This window comes from Actinosynnema sp. NPDC091369, from assembly GCF_044757065.1.
In the GTDB taxonomy this organism is placed as follows: Bacteria; Actinomycetota; Actinomycetes; order Mycobacteriales; family Pseudonocardiaceae; genus Actinosynnema.
Window position 1 is genome coordinate 31,914 of record NZ_JBIVUG010000016.1, and the last position, 20,655, is coordinate 52,568.

The 20,655-nt window shown below is 73.8% G+C and carries 20 protein-coding genes; 11 read left to right on the forward strand and 9 right to left on the reverse strand.

The window, feature by feature from the left end; genetic code table 11:
- Window positions 1–182 precede the first annotated feature (182 nt).
- Window positions 183–1,343, forward strand: coding sequence for a Cmx/CmrA family chloramphenicol efflux MFS transporter (locus ACIQMJ_RS36255; protein ID WP_499765531.1), 1,161 nt, complete (start codon window positions 183–185; stop codon window positions 1,341–1,343).
- On the opposite strand, the gene ACIQMJ_RS36260 is transcribed toward ACIQMJ_RS36255, so the two are convergent.
- Window positions 1,297–2,190 carry a beta-ketoacyl synthase N-terminal-like domain-containing protein gene (locus ACIQMJ_RS36260; protein ID WP_499765532.1) on the reverse strand — a complete coding sequence of 298 codons (894 nt, stop codon included), beginning with the start codon at window positions 2,188–2,190 and terminating at the stop codon, window positions 1,297–1,299. The two genes, ACIQMJ_RS36255 and ACIQMJ_RS36260, sit on opposite strands and share 47 nt — an antisense overlap.
- A 3-nt stretch (window positions 2,191–2,193) precedes the next feature.
- Here ACIQMJ_RS36260 and ACIQMJ_RS36265 point away from each other — a divergent pair, with 3 nt between their 5' ends.
- On the forward strand, window positions 2,194–2,358 hold the full coding sequence (locus tag ACIQMJ_RS36265; RefSeq protein ID WP_499765533.1) for an acyl-CoA carboxylase biotin carboxyl carrier protein subunit: 165 nt from the start codon (window positions 2,194–2,196) through the stop codon (window positions 2,356–2,358).
- A gap of 174 nt (window positions 2,359–2,532) precedes the next feature.
- On the opposite strand, the gene ACIQMJ_RS36270 is transcribed toward ACIQMJ_RS36265, so the two are convergent.
- Window positions 2,533–3,621 (reverse strand): LacI family DNA-binding transcriptional regulator, encoded by a 1,089-nt coding sequence (locus tag ACIQMJ_RS36270; protein ID WP_499765534.1) that lies wholly within the window; start codon window positions 3,619–3,621, stop codon window positions 2,533–2,535.
- A 270-nt stretch (window positions 3,622–3,891) separates the two neighbouring features.
- On the opposite strand from ACIQMJ_RS36270, the gene ACIQMJ_RS36275 reads away from it, so the two are divergent.
- The 5 genes from ACIQMJ_RS36275 to ACIQMJ_RS36295 all read left to right on the forward strand — a co-directional run bounded on the left by ACIQMJ_RS36275 (window position 3,892) and on the right by ACIQMJ_RS36295 (window position 11,496).
- Window positions 3,892–6,633 carry an exo-rhamnogalacturonan lyase family protein gene (locus ACIQMJ_RS36275; RefSeq protein WP_499765535.1) on the forward strand — a complete coding sequence of 914 codons (2,742 nt, stop codon included), beginning with the start codon at window positions 3,892–3,894 and terminating at the stop codon, window positions 6,631–6,633.
- Window positions 6,634–6,656: 23 nt separating this feature from the next.
- On the forward strand, window positions 6,657–8,513 hold the full coding sequence (locus ACIQMJ_RS36280) for a DUF2264 domain-containing protein (RefSeq protein WP_499765536.1): 1,857 nt from the start codon (window positions 6,657–6,659) through the stop codon (window positions 8,511–8,513).
- A gap of 103 nt (window positions 8,514–8,616) precedes the next feature.
- Window positions 8,617–9,735, forward strand: coding sequence for a sensor histidine kinase (locus ACIQMJ_RS36285; RefSeq protein WP_499765537.1), 1,119 nt, complete (start codon window positions 8,617–8,619; stop codon window positions 9,733–9,735).
- Complete coding sequence (locus ACIQMJ_RS36290) at window positions 9,722–10,837, forward strand: hypothetical protein (protein ID WP_499765538.1); 1,116 nt, start codon at window positions 9,722–9,724, stop codon at window positions 10,835–10,837. Before ACIQMJ_RS36285 ends, ACIQMJ_RS36290 begins: the two co-directional genes overlap by 14 nt.
- Complete coding sequence (locus ACIQMJ_RS36295; protein ID WP_499765539.1) at window positions 10,819–11,496, forward strand: response regulator; 678 nt, start codon at window positions 10,819–10,821, stop codon at window positions 11,494–11,496. The genes ACIQMJ_RS36290 and ACIQMJ_RS36295 overlap by 19 nt, the downstream gene beginning before the upstream one ends.
- 106 nt (window positions 11,497–11,602) lie before the next feature.
- On the opposite strand, the gene ACIQMJ_RS36300 is transcribed toward ACIQMJ_RS36295, so the two are convergent.
- Both ACIQMJ_RS36300 and ACIQMJ_RS36305 read right to left on the reverse strand, forming a co-directional pair.
- Window positions 11,603–11,995, reverse strand: coding sequence for an STAS domain-containing protein (locus ACIQMJ_RS36300; protein ID WP_499765540.1), 393 nt, complete (start codon window positions 11,993–11,995; stop codon window positions 11,603–11,605).
- Between the two features lie 135 nt (window positions 11,996–12,130).
- The gene (locus tag ACIQMJ_RS36305) at window positions 12,131–12,928 is read right to left on the reverse strand and encodes an alpha/beta fold hydrolase (RefSeq protein ID WP_499765541.1); all 798 of its coding nucleotides are present in this window, start codon (window positions 12,926–12,928) and stop codon (window positions 12,131–12,133) included.
- 340 nt (window positions 12,929–13,268) lie between these two features.
- On the opposite strand from ACIQMJ_RS36305, the gene ACIQMJ_RS36310 reads away from it, so the two are divergent.
- Both ACIQMJ_RS36310 and rpmF read left to right on the forward strand, forming a co-directional pair.
- The gene (locus ACIQMJ_RS36310) at window positions 13,269–13,520 is read left to right on the forward strand and encodes a type B 50S ribosomal protein L31 (protein WP_499765542.1); all 252 of its coding nucleotides are present in this window, start codon (window positions 13,269–13,271) and stop codon (window positions 13,518–13,520) included.
- Window positions 13,520–13,681 carry a 50S ribosomal protein L32 gene (rpmF, locus tag ACIQMJ_RS36315; RefSeq protein ID WP_499765543.1) on the forward strand — a complete coding sequence of 54 codons (162 nt, stop codon included), beginning with the start codon at window positions 13,520–13,522 and terminating at the stop codon, window positions 13,679–13,681. Before ACIQMJ_RS36310 ends, rpmF begins: the two co-directional genes overlap by 1 nt.
- 98 nt (window positions 13,682–13,779) lie before the next feature.
- On the opposite strand, the gene ACIQMJ_RS36320 is transcribed toward rpmF, so the two are convergent.
- The 5 genes from ACIQMJ_RS36320 to sigJ all read right to left on the reverse strand — a co-directional run bounded on the left by ACIQMJ_RS36320 (window position 13,780) and on the right by sigJ (window position 18,528).
- Window positions 13,780–14,634: an SDR family NAD(P)-dependent oxidoreductase gene (locus tag ACIQMJ_RS36320; RefSeq protein ID WP_499765544.1), complete on the reverse strand. Its 855-nt coding sequence runs from the start codon at window positions 14,632–14,634 to the stop codon at window positions 13,780–13,782.
- Window positions 14,635–14,793: 159 nt separating this feature from the next.
- On the reverse strand, window positions 14,794–15,693 hold the full coding sequence (locus tag ACIQMJ_RS36325; RefSeq protein WP_499765545.1) for an LLM class F420-dependent oxidoreductase: 900 nt from the start codon (window positions 15,691–15,693) through the stop codon (window positions 14,794–14,796).
- A 106-nt stretch (window positions 15,694–15,799) separates the two neighbouring features.
- Complete coding sequence (locus ACIQMJ_RS36330; protein ID WP_499765546.1) at window positions 15,800–16,279, reverse strand: carboxymuconolactone decarboxylase family protein; 480 nt, start codon at window positions 16,277–16,279, stop codon at window positions 15,800–15,802.
- A 129-nt stretch (window positions 16,280–16,408) separates the two neighbouring features.
- Window positions 16,409–17,479, reverse strand: coding sequence for a methyltransferase (locus ACIQMJ_RS36335; protein WP_499765547.1), 1,071 nt, complete (start codon window positions 17,477–17,479; stop codon window positions 16,409–16,411).
- Window positions 17,480–17,562: 83 nt separating this feature from the next.
- Entirely contained in the window at window positions 17,563–18,528 is a 966-nt protein-coding gene (gene sigJ / locus ACIQMJ_RS36340; protein ID WP_499765548.1) for an RNA polymerase sigma factor SigJ, read from the reverse strand.
- 205 nt (window positions 18,529–18,733) lie between these two features.
- Here sigJ and wrbA point away from each other — a divergent pair, with 205 nt between their 5' ends.
- Together wrbA and ACIQMJ_RS36350 are read left to right on the forward strand one after the other, a co-directional pair.
- Window positions 18,734–19,345, forward strand: a complete 612-nt coding sequence (gene wrbA / locus ACIQMJ_RS36345) for an NAD(P)H:quinone oxidoreductase (protein ID WP_499765549.1) — start codon at window positions 18,734–18,736, stop codon at window positions 19,343–19,345.
- 269 nt (window positions 19,346–19,614) lie between these two features.
- Window positions 19,615–20,613, forward strand: coding sequence for a class I SAM-dependent methyltransferase (locus ACIQMJ_RS36350; RefSeq protein WP_499765550.1), 999 nt, complete (start codon window positions 19,615–19,617; stop codon window positions 20,611–20,613).
- Window positions 20,614–20,655 lie beyond the last annotated feature (42 nt).

A 20,655-nucleotide genomic window follows, 5' to 3' on the forward strand; every position in this document is an offset into this window, starting at 1 on the left:
GGGGGCCATGTCGAGTCCCGAGGCGGACACGGTGGGGGCTTTCGGTCACGCCGTCAGCCCCCTGCACCACTGAAGACACCGGTTCCGTCGCACCGCGACGGCCGGACGGGTGTGCGCTTCGGGCGCTGACCGCGGTGCCGAGAAGGCCCTTCTCGTGCTTCTCCCACCTCGGAGCCCACTCGATGCCTCTCGCGCTGTACCTGCTCGCCCTGGCCGTGTTCGCCATGGGCACCTCGGAGTTCATGCTCGCCGGCCTCCTGCCGGACCTCGCCGCGGACCTCGACGTGACCGTCGGGGCGGCCGGCTCGCTCACGTCGGCCTTCGCGGTCGGGATGGTGGTCGGCGCGCCGCTGATGGCGGCGCTCGCCCGCGACCGGCCCGGACGGCTCAGCCTGCTCGGGTTCGTCCTCGCGTTCCTGGCCGCGCACGTCGTGGGCGCGACGACGTCGAGCTTCCCCGTCCTGGTGGTGACCAGGGTGGTCGCGGCGCTCGCGAACGCCGGGTTCCTCGCCGTGGCGCTGACGACCACCGCCGCGCTGGTCCCAGCCGACCGGAAGGGGCGGGCGCTCGCCGTGCTGCTGTCGGGGACGACGGTGGCCACGATCGCCGGCGTCCCCGGCGGGGCGGTGCTCGGTGCGCTGCTCGGGTGGCGCGCCACGTTCTGGGCCGTCGCCGCCCTCTGCCTGCCCGCCGCCATCGGCATCCTGAAAGGGGTCCCGCCGCGCGCCGGGGAACGGGCCGCGGGCCCGGCCCTGCGCGAGGAGCTGGCGCAGCTCAGGCGGCCCCGGCTGGTCCGGGTCATGGTGCTCGGGGCGCTGGTGAACGCCGCCACCTTCGCCGGCTTCACCTTCCTGGCCCCCGTCGTGACCGGCACCGCCGGGCTGGGGGAGCTGTGGGTCCCCGTCGTGCTGGTGCTGTTCGGCGTCGGTTCGTTCCTCGGCGTCACGATCGCCGGGCGCGCGGCCGACCGGCGGCCCGGCCTGGTGGTCGCGGCCGGTGGTCCGCTGCTGGCCGCCGGCTGGGTCGCCCTGGCCGTCGCCGCGGAGCAACCGGTCGCCCTGCTCGTCCTCGTGTTCGCGCAGGGAGCGCTGTCGTTCGCGCTGGGCGGCACGCTGATCGCCCGCGTCCTCCACGAGGGTGCCGGCGCGCCGACCATGGCCGGCTCGTACGCGACCGCCGCGCTCAACGTCGGCGCTACCCTCGGACCGCTGCTCGCCGCGACCACCCTCGGCACCGGACCCACCGGTCCACTGTGGACGAGCGCGGCCCTGGTCGCGCTCGTCCTCGCCGCGTCGGTCATCCCCGCCCGGAGCGCTCCAGGGCGAGTGCCGCCCGCCGGATGATGTCCAGGCGGCCCGCCGCCACCCGGCCCGCCACCCGGTCGACCGGGCCGACCAGCGATGTCGCGTCGATGAACTCGAACGGCAGGCAGGTGGCCGCCGCGGCGCGGTCACCGGCGCGGAGGTGGCCGTGCAGGTCGGCGACCGCCTGCCCGAACCCGAGCTGCACGGCCATCTTGCAGCAGAAGTCGTGCTCGGGGTCGCCGATGCCCAGGAGGTAGGCGTACTGCCCGCGCAACGCGTCCGTGGCGTCGCGCGGGTCGTCGGCGAACGACGTGGCCAGGCACGGCAGCACGTCGAACCGGCCGGTCAGGCGCTTGGGCGCGGTGACCGGGACGCCGCGCGGGCCGAAGACGGCGGTGATCGCGTCGGCTTCGACGCGGTCGAGCTCCGGCACACCGGCGGCGTCGGCGAACACCACGTCCACGTCGGCCGGGGTCAGCCCGGCGTCCACCAGCGCCAGCTCGGCGGCGCGGCGCAGCCCCGGCGGGCGCGGGGAGCCCGGCGGCGGGTCGAACGTGGCGGCGTACCCGGCGATCTCGCCGTAGACGCGGTGCGCGCCCCGGTCGCGGGCCGCGCTGTCCCGTTCCAGCACCAGCATGGCCCCGCCCTCACCCGGCACGTACCCGCGCGCGTCCGCGTCGAACGGCAGGTAGGCGCGGCCCGGGTCGGTGGCGGTGCTGACGCGACCGCTGGACAGGTGCGACAGCCAGCCCCACGGGTCGAACGCCGAGTCGACTCCACCGGTGACCACGAGCGGCGTGCCGCGGCGGACCGTGCGCCGGGCGTGCCCGATCGCGTCCAGCCCGCCCGCCTGCTCGGCGACCAACGCGCTGCTCGGGCCGCGCATGCCGTGGCGGTTCGAGAATGGGCCGAGGGCGACCTGATCGCCGTGCTGGAGGCGATGAAGATGGAACAACCGCTGCACGCCCACCGCGCGGGGACGGTCACCGGGCTGGCGGCGCTCGTGGGCGCGACGATCTCGGGCGGCGACGTCGTCTGCGAGATCCGCGACTGACACCCCGTCCGCCACCCCGGCCCACCCGACGGCGCGGTCACGGTGAAGCCGACGTCCTCCCGCGGCACGGTGAAGTGCCCGACAGGTCCGGCAGCTGCACGAGCGTTGTCGGGGGAGTCGTGGCAGGTCCCGCCGACCTTCGGCGCTGTCCGCGCTCCCGGGCAGCCGGGCGGCTCACCGGACCGGCGGCTCGGTGTGGATCAGGGGCCGGACCGAGTCGCGGATGACGATGTGGGTGCCGAGCATGACGTGCTCGGGCGCGCCCGACTTGTCGCGCGCCCGTTGCAGCGCCATGCGCACGGCGGTGCGGCCGAGCTCCTCGTGCGGCACGTGGACGGTGGTGAGGTCGATGTCGGCGGCCGGCGGCAGGTCGTCGAAGCCGACCAGGGAGATGTCGTCGGGGATGCGCAGCCCGTGCTCGCGCAGCGCCTGGCGCGCGCCCGCGGCGATGAGGTCGTTGCCCGCGAAGACGGCGGTGAAGTCGGGCGGCCCGGCGGCGAGCCGCTCGCTGATCATCCGGTGGCCCTCGCGCCGCTCCATGCTGCCCTCGACCTCCAGCCCCGGGTCGTGCGGCACGTGGTGGTCGGCCAGGGCCTTGCGGTACCCGGCGATGCGGCTCTCCTGCGTGCTGTAGCCGTCCCGCCGGCCGAGGAACAGGATGCGGCGGTGGCCCGCCGACAGCAGGTGGCTGGTGATCGCGTGCGCGCCGCCGGTGTTGTCGTACTCCACGACGAGGGCGGGCACGTCCGGGCCGAGCGCCGGGCGGCCGCACAGCACGAGCTGCGAGCCGGCCAGCGCCAGCGCGCGGGCGTACTCGACCATGCGCTCGCGGTACGCCTCGTCGGCCACGACGTTGCCGACCAGGACGACGCACTCGGCGTGCTCCTGGCGCATGAGCTGCACGGTGGCCAGCTCGCGCTCGGCGTCGCCGCCGGTGGTGCCGACGATGCACAGCTTGCCCTCGACCGCGGCCTGGGTCTGCACGCCCTGCGCGACGTGGGCGTAGTGCGGCGAGACGACCGAGTTGACGATGATGGCGACGCTGCGGCTGCTCGCGCCCGCCAGCCCGCGCGCGTTGGCGTTGGCGACGTAGTCGAGCTCGCGGACCGCCCGCAGGACCCTGGTGCGGGTGGCAGGAGCGCTGGGGTAGTTGCCGGACAGGATCCGGGACACGGTGGCGACGGACACGCCGGCGTGCGCGGCCACGTCGCGGATCGTCGTCGGCCGCGGTCCCTCGCTGTCGGACGCCGCGCGCCGGACCATCCCGCCTCCCCTTACCGCTGAAACCCGTGCGTAATCGCTTACACGCGATGTTTCCGGGTGTCCGCCGTGCTGTCAAATTGCCTTGCGCGCGCCGGTTCGACCCCACGCCCGCCCTGCGGGCGGCCGTTGGCGAGTGCTGGATGTAACCGTATACCGCCGACTGCTTGCTCCCTTGACAAGATTTCCTGCTCATGTTGCGATCTGGCCGCAGTAAACGGTTGCACAACCCGCCGTCTCCCCGGAGCAACGCCCACTCGAGTGGAGCCCTTCATGGCGACGATCTCCCGACGTAACCTCCTGCTCGGCGCGGCGGCGGTCGGCGCCACCGCCGGACAGCTCGGCCCTCTGACCGGCGAAGCCCGCGCGCACCCCGTCGCGGCCACCCGGGCGGCCCCGGCGAGCGGCCGGCTCGCCGACGGCGTACCGCTGACGTGGCTGGAGGGCGGTGCGCCGGGGCAACTGGCCGCCGGGTCCACCTGGGGCGTGCCGTGGCCGAAGGGCACCGTGCCGGAGGAACAGGCGTTCGCCCTGCGCACCGGGGCCGGGCAGCCGGTGCCCGTGCAGTCGTGGGCGACCGCGTTCTGGCCCGACGGATCGCTCAAGTGGACCGCGCACGCCATCGGCGCCGACGTGCCGCCGGCCGAGCAGTACGTGCTCACCGGGGGCACGCCCGCCGCGCCGGCCGCCGCCGTGTCGGTCGTGGACGGCCGGAACGAGGTGGAGGTGAGCACGGGCGTCATCCGGTGCGTGCTGCCGAAGAAGGGCGACCAGCTCGTGCGCGCCCTGTTCCGGGGCGACCGCGAGATCGCGCGCCGCGGCCGGCTGGTGTGCCTGCGGCAGGGCGAGGCGGGCGACGACGAGGGCGGCGCGGCGAAGGCGGAGCAGTTCACCGGCCGGGTGGAGAAGGTGACCGTCGAGCAGTCCGGGCCGGTCCGCGCCGTGGTCAAGGTCGAGGGCGGGCACCGGCACGGCGACCGGACCTGGTTGCCGTTCACCGTCCGGCTGTACTTCTACGCCGGCAGCGACGGCGTCCGCGCGGTGCACAGCTTCGTGTACGACGGCGACGAGAAGAAGGACTTCATCCGCGGCCTGGGCATCCGGTTCGAGGTGCCGATGCGCGACGAGCCGCACAACCGGCACGTGCGCTTCGCCGGCACGGGCGACGGCGTGCTGTCCGAGGCGGTGCGCGGCATCACCGGCCTGCGCCGCGACCCCGGAGCGGCGGTCCGCCAGGCGCAGGTCGCCGGGAAGGCCACCCCACCCGTGGCGACCTGGGACACGCGCGTCAGCTCCCGCCTGCACCTGATCCCGACCTTCGGCGACTACTCGCTGCGCCAGCTCACCGCCGACGGCTTCCAGATCCGCAAGCGCACCGGGGCGGGCCACGGCTGGATCCCGGTCGACGCGGGCACGCGGGCGGGCGGGCTCGGGTACGTCGGCGGCCCGGCCGGCGGGTTCGCGTTCGGCATGCGCAACTTCTGGCAGCTGCACCCCGGTCAGCTCGACGTCCGCGGCGCGGCCGGCGACGCGGCCGAGGTCACGGTGTGGCTGTGGTCGCCCGACGCCGGGCCGATGGACCTGCGCTTCTACCACGACGGCCTGGGCCAGGACACCTACGCCGAGCAGCTGGAGGGCCTGGAGATCACCTACGAGGACTACGAGCCGGGTTTCGGCACGCCGTACGGCATCGCCCGCACGACGGAGCTGGTGTTCTGGGCGCTGGACGCGACCCCGCCCGCCGAGCGGTTCGCGGAGCTGACCGACGCGGTGCGCACACCGCCGCTGGTGGTCGCCGCACCGGCGCACCTGCACGCGGCGGGCGTGTTCGGCGACTGGTCGCCGGTCGACCGCTCGACCCCGGCCAAGGCGCGCATCGAGGACCGCCTGGACTTCCTGTTCACCTACCACAGCGCGCAGGTCGACCAGCGGTCCTGGTACGGCTTCTGGGACTACGGCGACATCATGCACAGCTACGACCCGGACCGGCACGTCTGGCGCTACGACGTCGGCGGCTACGCCTGGGACAACTCCGAGCTGTCCACCGACCTGTGGCTCTGGTACCACTACCTGCGCACCGGGAAGGCCGAGGTGTTCCGCTTCGCCGAGGCCATGACCCGCCACACCGGCGAGGTCGACGTCTACCACCTCGGCAAGTGGCGCGACCTGGGCACGCGGCACGGCGTGCAGCACTGGGCCGACAGCGCCAAGCAGCTGCGCATCAGCAACGCGGGCTACCGCAGGTTCCTGTACTTCCTCACCGCCGACGAGCGCATCGGCGACCTGATGCGCGACCTCGTGGACGCCGACCGGACGTTCCTGGCGCTCGACCCGATCCGCAAGATCCGCACCGGGCCCTACGAGCCGGACCCGCACGCGCTCAGCGTCGGCACCGGCACCGACTGGAGCGGCCTGGCGCTGGCGTGGCTGACCGAGTGGGAGCGCGGCGGCGACCCGGTCGCGCGCGAGAAGCTCCTCAACGGCATGCGCACCATCGCCGCGATGCCCAACGGCTTCGCGCAGGGCAACGGCCTGTACGACCTCGACAGCGGTGAGTTCGCACCCGCCGGACCCGCCGTCAGCGTCGGCTCGCTCGGGTCGGTGTTCGGCCTGGTCGAGGTGTGCAGCGAGCTGATCGACCTGACCGGGGACGAGGCGTTCGAGCGGGCCTGGTTGCAGTACTGCCGCCTCTACAACGGCACCGCCGCCGAGCAGCAGGCCGAGACCGGGCAGTCGTGGGGCAGCCTCAACCTGCGCCAGGCGCACTCCCGGCTCACCGCCTACGCCGCCGCCCGGCTCGGTGACACCGCCCTGGCCGCGCGGGCCTGGAAGGAGTTCGACACCGGCCACGCGGGCTACCCGAAGGCGTTGGCGTTCACGTCGACGCGGGTGGAGGGCCCGGCCGTGCTCAAACCGGTCGACGAAGCGGCCTTCGCCTCGGTCAACGCCTCCGCCCAGTACGGCCTGGCCGCCATCCAGTGCCTGGCCCTCGTCGGCGACCACCTCCCGTCGTAGCACCGGTACCGGAGGAGAACCCCGTGGTGGACCACCCCGCGTTCCCGCCGCCCGACCCGCGGCGGTCCCCGCAGACCGGCTGGACCAGGGCGCACTGGGAGGCCGCGGCGGACCACCTGCTGGCGTCCGTGGAGCCGTACGCGACGCCCGGCTTCGCCCAGTACCGGCTGCCGGGCCGGCCGAGCCGGGCGGGGGTGGCGAGCGACGGGCTGGAGGGCTTCGCCCGGACGTTCCTGCTCGCCGCGTTCCGGATCGCGGGCGCGGGCGGCGACGTGCCGCCCGCGCTCCTGGAGCGGTACGCGCGGGGCCTGGTCGCCGGGACCGATCCGGCCCACCCGCACGCGTGGCCCGCCCTGGCGGACATGTCCCAGCAGCTCGTGGAGTCGGCCTCGGTGGCGCTGGCGCTGCACGAGACGCGACCGTGGCTGTTCGACCGGTTGTCGCCGGCCGAGCAGGACCGGGTGGTGGCGTGGCTGGCCGGGTTCGTCGGCAAGCGCACGCCGGACAACAACTGGGTGCTGTTCCGGGTGGTCGTGGAGCAGTTCCTGGCACAGGTGGGCGGGCCGCACGAGCCGGGCGAGATCGAGAGCGGGCTCGCGCGGATCGAGGACTGGCACGTCGGTGACGGCTGGTACTCCGACGGCAAGGGCAAGAACTTCGACCACTACTGCGGCTGGGCGATGCACCTGTACCCGTCGCTGTGGGCCAGGATGGCGGGCGACACGGCCCGCCAGGAGCGCTACGCGGCGCGGCTGGGCCGTTTCCTGGAGCAGTACCAGCACTTCTTCGCCGCCGACGGCGGTCCGGTGCACCAAGGGCGGTCCCTGACCTACCGGTTCGCCGCGGTCGCGCCGCTGTGGTTGGGCGCGCTGACCGGCGCGTCACCCCTGCCGCCCGGCCGCACCCGGCGGATCGCCAGCGGCGTGCTGCGCCACTTCGCCCGGCGCGGCGCGCCGGACCGGCGGGGGCTGCTGACCCTGGGCTGGTACGACCCGTTCCCGCCGGTCGTGCAGGACTACTCGGGGCCGGGGTCGCCGTACTGGGCGAGCAAGGCGTTCCTCGGCCTGCTGCTGCCGCCCGACCACCCGGCGTGGACGGCGACCGAGGAGCCCGCGCCCGTCGACCTGGCGGACCAGGCCGTGGCGATGCCCGCGCCCGGCTGGCTGCTGCACGCCACCCGGGCCGACGGCGTCGTGCGGCTGGTCAACCACGGCAGCGACCGCGACCGGGTCCAGCCCGCGGACGGCGTGCCGGACCCGCACTACCTGAGGTTCGGCTACACCAGCCACACCGGGCCGGATCACGGCGGGGTGGACAACCAGCTCGTCGTCCTCGCACCGGACGGCACGGAGTCGGCCCGGCGGCGCATCGAGCCGCTGGCCGTCGCGGACCGCTTCGCCGCCTCGGCCTACCGGGACGGCGACGTGCACGTGGTGACGGCCTCGGTGGTGCACGGCGCGGCGGAGGCCCGCGTCCACCGCGTCACGGCACCGGCCGGCCGCCGGGTGCGCGACGGCGGCCACGCCCTGGCCGCGCCGTCACCGCCGGACGTGCGGGCCGGGGGCGGCCTGGCGCTGGCCCGGCGGTCGGACGGGCTGACCAGCGCCGTGCGGGCCCTGCACGGCTATGCGCACGTGGGCGTGGTGACAGGGGAGGGCGTCAACGCGTTCGGCGAGCACTCGGCCACACCGTTCGCGATGGCCGACCGGCACCCCGGCGGAACGGCGGTCTACGTCGGCCTCGTGCACCTCGGCGTGACGGACGACGACCCGCCCACACCCGCCGTGCGCGTGGAGGAGGACCGGGTCGTGCTGGAGCTGCCCGACGCCGTGACCGCGACGATCCGCTGGGGTGAGGTCCCGACCTGCGAGTGGACGTGAAGCGCTTACCCGGGAACCGCCCGCATGTCCGTTTCGGGCCGGGGAGCCGGTAACGTGCCCTTCCGCACGAGTACGTGGGGGCGGGTGCGAGGCGAGGTGGGGCGTGCCGGGGCAGGCTGAGCTGGTGCTGCGGCGGTTCGGCCGGCGGTACGCGGTGCTGGTGCGGCTGCTGACGCTGCTGCCCATCGGCGCCATCGCGCTGCTCAGGGTGGTACCGGAGCACTGGGTGCTGACCTCGGTCGCGGTCGGGGTCGCCGCGGTGTGGACCGGCGCGTACGCGTGGTGGCTGCCGAGGACGTCCGGCGCCGCGCCGGTCGCGGTGGACGTGGTGGTGCTGCTCGGCGTGGTCCTCAGCGCGTACCCGACCGACGCGGTCGACCACAGGAACGTCGGCTGGCTCAGGCTCCTCGTCACGTTCGCCTGCGTGACCTACCAGTGGCACACCTCGCTGCCGGCGGGCATCGCCGCGGCCCTGGTGGTCGACGGCGCGCTGCTCGTCGTCACCACGACGGGGAGTGCGGACGGCGACGCGGTCATCTCGCAGGCGTGGGTGCTGGTGGCGACCGCGCTGTCCCGGGCGGCGTGGCTGCTCGTGCGGCGGGCCGCCGAACGGGTCGACCGAGTGGCCGCCGAGGCGGCGCGGGCACGACGGGACTCGGCGGTGGCCGCGGCCGTGCGCGCCGAGGAGCGGGAGTTCGCGGCGTCGCTGCACGACACCGCCGCCGCGACGCTGCTGATGGTCGGCAGCGGGCAGGTGCGCGCGGACAGCGCCTGGCTGGCCGCACAGGCGCGCCGGGACCTGGACCGGCTGCGCTCCGGCGGCGCCGGCGGTACCCGGCACACCGACCTGGTACCGCTGCTGCACGCCGAGGTGGAAGCCGTGCACCTGGACGTCGAGCTCGACGCCCCCGAGCGGCTCGTGCTGCCGTCCGCCGTGGCGGCGGCGTTCGCCGACGCGACCCGCGAAGCGCTGAACAACGTGCGGCGGCACGCGGGCACCTCGCGGGCGTCCGTCCGGCTCGGCGGCGACGAGCGGCGGCCCACGCTCGACATCGCCGACCGCGGCCGGGGTTTCTCGCCCGACGCCGTGCCCGCCACGCGGCGCGGGCTGCGGGAGTCGGTGCACGGCCGGCTGCGCCGCATCGGCGGCACGGCGACGGTCCGGTCCACCGTCGGCGCGGGCACCGTCGTCCGGTTGGAGTGGCGTGATGGGGACGGGTGACGTCGTCGGCCACCAGGCGCGGGCGCACCTGCTGTTCGGCCTGCGCGTGGCGACCTCGTTGGTCAGCGCGGTGGTCGTGGGCGGGTTGGGCTTGAGCAACCTGGTGCGCCGCTGGGAGTCCCACGACCTGCCGCTCGCGCAGGCGGCGGCGTTCGCGGTGCTGGCGGCCGTGATCGCGGCGGACGCCGTGCTGCTGGCCCGGCGCCGGCCGTGGGGGCGGCTGGGCCCGCCCGCCGTCGCGGCGGTGCTCCTGGCGTTCGCGCTGGCCACCGTGACGCTGCCGGAGGGGAGCACCGCGTCCGCGGTGGACTGGGCGTTCGGCGCGGCCAACTGGGTCGGCCTCGTCGTGCTGCTGGAACGTCCGCTGTGGACGGTGGTGGTGTTCCTGTCGGCCCACGAGGCGATCGCCCTGGTGAACCTGCTGCTGGTCGCCGACGTGGACAAGGGCGACCTGGCCCGGCTCGCGACGGGCTCGGTCACCGTGATCGGCTTCCCGCTGTGCGTGGCGGTCGTCGCCTCCGTGCTGCACCGGCTCGGCGCGGAGGCGGCCACCGCCCGCGCCGCGGTCGAACGGGCGCGGACCGCGGACGCCGTCGCGGCCGAGTCCCACCGGCGCAGGCAGCAGCGGTTCGCCGAGTTGTCCGCGGGCACGATCCCGCTGCTGGCGGGGCTCGCGGACGGCTCGCTCAGCCCGGAGGACGCCGAGGTCCGGCGGCGCAGCGCGATCGAGGCGGCGCGGGTGCGGCGGCTGTGCGCCGAGACCGACGTGGTGACCAACCCGTTGCTGCACGAGCTGCGCCACTGCGCCGACATCGCCGACCGCAAGGGCGTGGTGGTGGAGCTGGAGGCGCGCGGCCACTGGCCGACGCCGCCCGTCGCCGTCCGGCGCGACCTGACCGACGCCGCGCTCACCGCGCTGGCCACGGCCGGGTCGTGGGCGAGGGTCACGGTGGTCGGCGACGACGGGCTGGTGTCGGTCAACGTCGTCGCGGACTGCGCCGAGGTCGTGCCGCCGAGCCCGGCGACGCCCGGCGTGCGGGTCGAGCTGATCGGGCACGGCACGACGACCTGGGTGGAGGCCACGTGGCAGCCGAGGACGTGATCACGGCGGTGATCGTGGACGACCACGCGGCGATCACCGCTGGCGTCCGCTACTGGTGCGAGCAGGCCGTGCCGCCGATCCGGCTGGTCGACGCGGAGGCCAGGCTCGCCGCCGTGTGGACCGGGCCCGGCGCCGCCGCCGACGTGGTGATCTTCGACCTGGAGCTGGTGCCCGGCCGGCCGGACTTCGCCGCGCTGCGCAGGCTGGTCGACAACGGCCGCCGCGTCGTCGTGTACTCCCAGCACGCGGACGCGGCCACCGCGCTCAAGTGCGTGGACCTCGGCGCGCTGGCCTACCTGACCAAGCGCGAGGGCCTGGACCACCTGATCCCCGCCATCCGCGCCGCCGCGCGGGGCCTGCCGTACACCGCGCCGTCGCTGTCCGGCGCGCTCGCGGCCGACGACGCCCCCGACCGGCCGCGGCTGTCGCCGCGCGAGGCGGAGGTGCTGCGGGCCTGGTTCACGTCGTCGTCCAAGGAACTCGTCGCGGCCAAGCTCAACATCACGGTGAAGACCGTCGACACGCACATCGCCCGCGTCCGGGTGAAGTACGCCAACGTGGGGCGGACGGCGCGGACCAAGAGCGAGCTGGTGAGCCGGGCGCTGGACGACGGGCTCGTGACGCTCGCCGAGCTCAACCGGTCCGACACCCCGCTGTAGGGCGTTCACCCGACACCGGGGCCGTCCTCGCCCGCGTACGGTCGGCACCCGGTGGCCGCCTGAGCACCGCGCCTTCGTGGGGTGGGCGCGGTGGGCGGCCCCTCGGCTACCGGTGGGGCGTCGACAGGTCGTCGACCCGCACGGACGCCAGGGCGTCCTCGACGGTGGGGTGAATGGTCACCATGTGGTGCACGTCGGTGATCTCCAGGGGGCGCAGGACGGCACGCCGGTCGGTCGCCAGGGCCAGCGCCACGCCGCGGTCCGCGGCCTTCACCACCGCCTCGACCACCAGTTGGATGCCGGTCGAGCCGAAGAAGTCGACCCTGGTCAGGTCGAGGACGAGGGCGGCGGGCCGCCGGTCCAGCTGGTCGGTGACGGCCGCCCGGATCGGCCGGTCGCAGGCCATGTCGATCTCACCGACGACCTCGACCACGGCGACGCCGCGGTGGTGGTGGACCCGGGTGGTGGTGGGGGTGGTGTCGCTGCCGAACTCGCCCATCGGGCACTCCTCGGGCTGGTACGAGAACCAACAACCGAGCTACTGCTCAACCCGATTCGTCGCTCCACGCTGGGTGGTCGTGCGGCTGGACACCCTTGACGGTACGGCGCGGCCGGCACGACCACAACCGGGTCGTCACCCGGTTGTCGGCGAGGCGTTCGGCCGGTGGTGGGGCAGCAGGGGGAGGACCAGACCGGCGAGGGCGTCGGCGGCGGAGTAGTTCAGGGCGTGCCCCGCGCCGGGCACCTCGACCAGCCGGCCGTGCGGCAGCGCGGCGGCCACCTCGGCGGCCCACTCGTGCGACACGATCGGGTCGCGGCTGCCGCGGGTGACGACGGTCGGTGTGCGGACGTGCCGCAGCTTGTGCTCGACGGGGTCGTCCAGGAGGTGGCGGAACGTCGCGGCGATCCGGCGCGGCCCGCAGGTCAGGTAGTCCAGGCCGACGACGAAGGGCAGCGTCGGCCGTTCCCGCGGGACGTCGGCCGCGAGCCGCGCGAGCTGCCGCGCCGCCGAGCGGGCGTGCCGGTCCATCGTGGGGCTGATGAGGACGACCGGGCCGAGCAGGTCGGGGGAGTGCGCGGCCAGGTCCACCACCACCTGGCAGCCGCCCGAGTTGGCCACCAGCAGCGCCCCGCTGCGCCCGGTCGCCCGCAGCCAGTCGGCCAGCGCGAGGGAGAGGCCGCGCACGTCCAGCGGCTCGGCCGGTCCGGGTGTGCGGCCGAAGCCCGGCAGGTCGGGCGCGGCCACCCGCGCGTGGGGTGCGAGCCGCCGGGCCAGCGGCAGGAAGTAGCGGTGGGAGCAGCCCAGGCCGTGCACGCACACCACGTCCGGCGCGCCGACCGCGCCCAGCACGCCGGCGTGGACGGCGCCGGTGACCTCGTGCTCGAACCGGTCCGGTCGACGTCGCTTCACCACGTCCGCCACGGTGCGCATGCCGTGGGGCATACCCGTTGCGGTCCGTCCGAACCGGAACGCGGGCAGCCTCCGGCCGCGCCGGGGGGAGGGGCGGCGGCCGGAGGCCGGTAGGGGGGTCGGCGCGGCGGTCGCCTCTCGGCGAGTGGCTCGACGCGGCTCCAGCCGAACGGTGTTCCGCGAAGGCGCTTGGTGAGGCCCGGGGACACGGACCGCACCGACCACTCGTCACAACGGTCCGGCCGGGCCCGGTGTTCCCGGCCGGGAGTGCGTTCCGTCACCCGGCCCAGCGGTATGAAATGACAATCGTTTCCGTTAACATGGGTGCGGTCGTCGAGCGGCACGACCAGATGGAGGAGCTGTGAAGCAGGGCATCCACCCCGACTACCACCCGGTGGTCTTCCAGGACCTGTCGACGGGGAAGGCGTTCCTCACCCGGTCCACGGCCACGTCGGGCAAGACCGTCGAGTGGGAGGACGGCAACACCTACCCGCTCATCACCGTCGACATCACCGCGGACTCGCACCCGTTCTGGACCGGCACGCAGCGCCTGGTCGACACCGCCGGCCGGGTGGAGAAGTTCAACCGCCGCTACGGGAAGAGGTCCCGCTGATGGCCGTGCCCAAGCGCAAGACCTCGCGCAGCAACACCCGCCACCGCCGGGCCCAGTGGAAGGCGGAAGTGCCCGACCTGGTCCCGGTCACCACGCTCGACGGCCGCAAGCTGACCGTGCCGCGACGATTGGTGGCCGCGTACCGCCGGGGTCTTCTCTGACCCTCTTCGCGGTGGCACACCCGTAAGGGGTGCATCGTGAGCCGGGGGCGTGGTGACGGTCGTCCAGCTCTCCGGCGGGTGGCCCGGGTTCGCGCGCGTCAGGCGTCGGTCGGCCGGTCGGGGCTGCCCTGGGCGCGGGCCGAGAGGTCCTGCCACTCGTCCCACGTGGCCAGGCGGGCCTCGTAAGCCTGCCGGATCATCGGGTAGAAGCCCGTGCCGAACAGGACCCGCAGGGGCGGCTCGTCCAGGTCCACCAGTTCGAGCAGGGCGCGGGCGGCGGCGGCCGGGTCGCCGGCGGGCTGGTTCGCCACGGCACCGGCCAGCCGCGCGCGCAGGCCGTCGTAGGCCGGGTTCAGCTCGGCCATGTGCCCGTTGTCCAGGGGGTTCGGGTTCTTGCCGTCGCGGGTGGCGAAGCCGCCGGGCTCGACCACGGTCACCTTGATGCCGAATTCGGCGACCTCGAGGGCCAGGGCCTCGTTGAAGCCTTCGAGAGCCCACTTGGACATGTGGTACGCGCCGCCGAGCGGCATCGCGATCAGTCCGGCGGCCGACGACAGCTGGACGACGTGGCCCGAGCCCTGCGCGCGCAGGTAAGGCAGCGCGGCCTGGACCACCCACACCGCGCCGAACAGGTTGGTCTCCACCTGGTCGCGCAGCTCCTGCTCGCTCAGTTCCTCCACCGCGCCCACCTGGGCGTAGCCCGCGTTGTTCACCACCACGTCGAGCCGGCCGAAGTGCTCGACCGCCCGTCGCACGCCCGCGAAGACGGCGGCCTTGTCGGTCACGTCCAGCTCGATGGGGAGCACCGCCTCGCCGTGGGTGGCGACCAGGTCGGCGAAGCCCGCCGTGCTGCGGGCGGTCGCGGCCACCTTGTCGCCGCGGGACAGGGCGGCCCGGACGAACTCGCGGCCCAGGCCGCGCGAGGAACCGGTGACGAACCAGATCTTGCGCACGATGTCTTCCGTTCTGCCGTCGCGAAGGGACGGCATGAAGGCACCGGTGAGCCGCATCCTGTGACAGCACGCGCTCGTGACCTGCGCCACACGCTCGTCGGGCCCCGCCGGGGCGTCACCCGGCGGGGCCCGACGTCGAACGTCGACAGTGGAGCGCGATCAGGAGTTGGAGCTGTACATCGCGTCCGCGACGTCCTTGAGGAACTTGCGCTCCACACCGGTCGGGAGCATGACCACGATGCGGTCCACGCCCGCCTCGTGGTAGTCGTCCAGCTTGTCGAGGTGGGCGAGGAAGACGGTGACCTCCATGTCACCGCGACCGGCCGCGGCGGCGCGCTCCCGCAGCTCGGCGACCCGTGCCTTGAACAGGCCGGGGTCGGCGTGGTGACCGGGCATCCACCCGTCGCCGAAGGCCAGCACCCGGTCGAGCACCGTGGGGCCGTCACCGCCGACGAACACCGGCGGGGCGGGCTGCTGCACCGGCTTCGGCCACGAGTAGATCGGGTCGAAGTCGACGTACTTGCCGTGGTACTCGGCCTTCTCCTCCGTCCAGATCCGCCGCATGGCCTCCATCCGCTCGGCCATGACCGACACCCGCTTGCGGTACTCGACGCCGTGGTTGCGGATCTCCTCGTGGTTCCACGGCGAGCCGATGCCGACGCCGAAGATCATCCGCCCGTTCGACAGCCGGTCGAGGGTGGCGACCTGCTTGGCCAGCCAGATCGGGTCCCGCTGCACCACCAGGCAGATCCCGGTGCCGATCCGCAGGGTCGACGTGACCGCGGCCATCGCGGTCAGCGTCACGAACTGCTCGCGGTTGCGGTAGAAGTCGCGGGGCATGTCGCTGCCCGCTTCCTCGAACCCCTCGCTGAGGTCCTTGCGCTCGGCGATGTTGACGGTCTGCTCGTTGCCCGCGCCGAAGCGGATCGAGCGCCGCACCGGCACGTGGCTGTGGTCGGGCACGAACGCCGACTCGATGCCGAGCCCCTCGGCCTCGCGGGCGAGTTCGAGCGGGTCGAGGCCCTCGTCGGAGTTCATGGAGAACACACCGAACTTCATTGTTCCAAACCTCTGCTTCCCGTCGCGGACGTCGAGTCCGCCGGTGGTGAGTCGTGCGGTCGCCGATGGGACGGCACCGGCGGTCCCGGCCGGGCGCTCCCCGTCGTCAGAGGAGCACCTGGCCGGCGTGGTAGTCGCCCGCGTGGGGCAGCTGGCTGATCACGTTGATGCGGTTGAAGGCGTTGATGATGGCGATGAGCGCCACCATGGCGGCCTGCTCTTCCTCGTCGTAGTGCTTCACGACCCGGGCCCACACCTCGTCCGGGACGCCACCGGCCGCGTCGGCGATGCGGGTGCCCTCCTCCGCGAGCTCCAGCGCGGCCCGCTCGGCCTCGGTGAACACCGTGGCCTCCCGCCAGGCCGCGACCAGGCTCAGGCGCACCGGCGTCTCCCCGGCGTGCAGCGCTTCCTTGGTGTGCATGTCGACGCAGAACGCGCAGCCGTTGATCTGGCTGGCGCGCAGCCGCATCAGCTCCGCGGTCGCGTCGGGCAGCTTCGACTTCGCGACCACGTGGTGCGCCGAGGTGATGTACTTCAGGACCTTGACCGCGACCTGGTTGCCGAAGAGGTCCAGGCGAGCTTCCACGGTGTGCTCCTCCGTTGGTGGTGCTGTTGGTGACACATCTCCGACGAGGCAGGCCGGTGAGATGTGAGGAGCGGATGTCCCCACGTCCGCCCCCGCCGCGCCGCCCGCGGCGCGGCGGGGGCGGCGCGGTCAGGCGATCTTGCGCGCGGACAGCACGGCCTGGAGCGGCAGCGCGTCCGCCGGGATGGCGGCCGGGTCCTCGACGACCACCTGGGTCATCTCGAAGCCGCACTCCTCCAGCCAGCCGCTCCACGTCGACAGCTTCTGCGGCCCGCCCTGGCCCATGGCGCAGCCGAGGAAGAACGCCGGGTAGAAGTCGACCGAGCGGGAGTCGTGGTCGCGCACGTTGTCCTGGTAGACCGGGACCAGCACGCTGACCTGACCGCCGACGTCGAGCGACTTGTTGACGTTGTGCAGGATCTTGAGCACCTCGCTGCGGTCCCACAGCGTCAGGAAGTGCCGGATCAGCACGATGTCGAAGCCCGGCGGCACCTCCTGGAAGACGTCGCCGCCGATGAACGAGCAGTGCTCGGCCACGCCGTTGGCCTTGAAGTTCTCCAGGGCCTCCTGCTCCTTCTCCGGCAGGTCGAACGTCGTCACCGTCAGCCCGGGGGAGGACTTGAGCCGGTAGGTGTTGATCGCGCCGAGGCCCGTGTTGCCGGCCAGGTCGAGCACCCGCGCGCCGGCCGGCACGTCCACGTTCTCGAAGAACCACGGGTCCACCCGGGCGGTGCCCGCGTCCATCGCGGTGGCCCACGACTCGCGCAGGTCCTTGTGCTCGGCCACGGCGCCGAACAGGTTGCCGTCGTAGCCGTAGAACTCCTTCAGGCCGACGACCGTGCCCGCCTTCACGCTCTCGGACAGGTAGTACAGCTGCCGGAGCATGGTGACCTTGACCAGGTCCATGAAGACGAGCACCCGGTCCAGGTCGGCCTTCGGCAGGTCGGCGAGCGCGTCGAGGGAGTAGCCGCCCGTCGCCGCGTCGTAGGCCAGGAAGCCCTCCTTGACGGGCAGGTGCAGGAGCTGTTCCACGTGGTCCGGTTTGGCGCCGACCGCATCGCCCAGCTCGACCGCGCTCGCCCCGGGCTTGTCCCGCAGCGCGTCGATCAGGCCGAGCTCGAAGCAGGACAACAGGTTCGCGAAGCGCGCGGGTCCCACCATGTAGTCGCGGAACTTCGCGAGCGTGGCTTCAGGCGTCATCAAACACAATCCTTAGAGTCCGTTGTATCCACCGCCGCAGCACTCGGGTCGCAGCATCGGCCACCGGACTTGGGCAGGACTGGTCAGCGGCTTGGCGCCGGCTTGGCGGCTCCCGGCCAGGGCCGCAGCTTCTCCGGGTTGCGCACCGCCCAGATGTGCTTGATCACCTCGCCCGCGACATCGAACGCCAGGACGGTCACCGTGACGCCGTCGTGCTGGGTCACCAGACCGGGCTGGCCGTTGACCGTGCGCTCCAGGACGGTCAGGCCGGGCACCCGGTCGACCAAATCCACGAAGTAGGCCGCGACCCGCTCGCCGCCCCGGACGGGCCGCGGCTCGGCGCTGGCCAGGCCGCCGCCGTCGGCGATCGTCACGACCTCGGGGTCCAGCAGGCCGATGAGGGCGTCGATGTCCTTGGCCTCCCACGCCTGCTTGAAGTCGCGGACCACCTCGGCGTGCCGGACCGTCACCGCGCCGGGCGCCTGCGCGGCCCGCACCCGGCGGCGGGCGGACGTGGCGAGCTGGCGGCAGGCCGCGGGCGTGCGGCCGACGATCTCGGCCACCTCGCTGAACGGGTAGCGGAACACGTCGTGCAGGATGAACGCCACCCGCTCGGCCGGCGTCATCGCGTCCAGCACGACCAGCAGCGCCATGTTGATCGACTCGTCGAGGGTGACCCGGTCGGCCGGGTCGCCGGTCGCGCCGCCGGACCGGCCGCCGACCCACTCCGTGTGGTCGGGCAGCGGCTCCGGGATCCACTCGCCGACGTAGCGCTCCCGCCGGGCCCGCGCCGAGCGGAGCTGGTCCAGGCAGATGCGGCTGGCCACCCTGGTCAGCCAGGCGCCGGGGGAGTCGATGGCGTCCTGCTCGGACCGGGACATCGCGTACCAGCGGGCGTAGGTCTCCTGCACGACGTCCTCGGCGTCGGCCAGGGAGCCGAGGAGCCGGTACGCGAGGTTGAGCAGCAGCCGCCGCTCGCTCATGATCGCGCTCAAGCCGGGGTCGAGCCGGTCGTCTTCCCGCTGGTCCGGCTCGTGCTCGGTGCTCATGGTGTCGTCAACCCCCTCGGTCGCCTCCCGCCAGTCTGAGGCAACGCACCGAGTGGCGCGCGTCACCTCACAAAGCGAGGGCTCGCGTCGTCGTAGTGGTGGAGACCGGCTCACCGGGCCGGGACGGGCGCCTCCCGTCCTCGTCCGTACGGCCGTGCGCTCCGGCAACGCCCACACGATCAACCCGAAGGAACACGAACCGATCATGGAATCCGTGAACGTCGCCATCATCTACTACAGCGCCACCGGCACCGTACACGCCTTGGCGCACGCCGCCGCCGAGGGCGCGGAGAAGGCCGGCGCCCAGGTGCGCGTGCGCAAGGTCGCCGAGACCGCGCCCGAGCAGGCGATCGCCGCCAACCCGGCGTGGGGCAAGCACATCGAGGAGTCCGCCGACGTCGTCCCGGTGAGCCACGACGACCTGGAGTGGGCCGACGCGGTGCTGTTCGGCACCCCGACCCGGTTCGGCAACCCCAGCAGCCAGCTCCGGGCGTTCATCGACACCACCGGTCCGCTGTGGTTCGCGGGCAAGCTCGCGGACAAGGTGTACTCGGCGTTCACCGCGTCCAACACCGCGCACGGCGGCCAGGAGTCGACCATCCTGGCGCTGTCGAACACCTTCTACCACTGGGGCGGCATCATCGTGCCCCCCGGCTACACCGACCCGATCCAGTTCCAGTCGGGCAACCCCTACGGCGCGTCCCACGCGGGCGGCGCGGAGGCGCCCAACGACGTGGCGCTGCAGGCGGTGCGGTACCAGGCCCGGCGCGTGGCCGAGACCGCGGCGGCGCTGAAGGCCGGTCGCGCCGCCTCCTAGTCCCGACCGCGGACTCCGGGGCACCGCCGCCGCGGCGACCACCGGCGCACCGGCCGGCTCCGCCGCGGCGCGCCAAGTCGACCACAAGTCGCCGGCAAGCGGGATGGGCGACGGTACTGGGCGTATGCCCGAGCCCATCCCGTGACGCGCGCCGTGGCGGCGGTGCCCAGCCGACCGCGCCGCGGGCCGCCCGGGTGGCATCGGGGTGGGATTCGCTCGGACACGCTCCGAACCCCGCGCGCGCACCCGCACAGGACCCAGGAGGGCACATGCACGACACCCGACCGACGCCGGATCGCATCATGCGGCTCATCAACGGCTACTGGGCCACCGGCATCCTCGGCGCGGCGGCGAGCCACTCGGTGTTCACCCACCTCGACGGTGGCTCGGACACCCCGGAGCTGCTGGCCGCGCGGGCCGGGATCTCCGAGCGCGGCGCGCAGACGCTCCTCGACGGGCTCGTCAGCCTGGAGCTGGTCGAGCTGCGCGACGGTCGCTACCGCAACACCGACGACGCGTCCGAGTTCCTGGTGGAGGGCAAGCCGGCGGGGCTGAGCGAGTTCGCCAAGCTCAAGCTGGGGCACATGGGCGCGATGGCGTCGCTGCCCGAGGTGGTGCGGGCCGGCGGGCCGGTGGCCGACGCGACGGTGGAGGTGGCCGACAACCCGCACTGGGAGAAGGTGGTCACGGCCATCGCCGCGCAGTCCGTGCCGGTGGCGACGATCGCGGCCGACGCGCTGCGGCTGGCCGACGCGGGCGAGATCTCCATCCTTGATGTCGGCGGCGGCTCGGGCGTCTACTCGGCCATCTGGCTCTCGCTCAACCCGGCCGCCCGCGCGACCCAGCTCGACTGGGGCCCGATCAACGCGATCGCCCGCCGGCTGCTGGCCGAGCGGGGCGTGGCCGACCGGTTCACCTGCGTCGACGGCGACCTGCACACCACCGACTTCGGCACCGCCGCCTACGACGTGGCGGTGTACTCCCACATCGCGCACCAGGAGGGTCCGGAGGACAACATCGCGACCTTTACCCGGTTGCGTGACGCCCTCAAGCCCGGCGGCACGTTGGTGGTGAACGACTACGTGGTCGACGACGACCGCGGCGGTCCGCCGTTCGCGCTGCTGTTCGCCTCGGAGATGCTGCTCAAGAGCAAGCAGGGCGGCACCTGGCGGCGGGCCGACTACCACGACTGGCTGACCAAGGCGGGCTTCGAGGACATCACCTTCCAGCCCACCTCGTCCCCGGCGACCCTGATCTTCGCCCGCTGACGCGGTTCCGACCCCGAGACGACGGCGGCCGTCCCTTCCGAC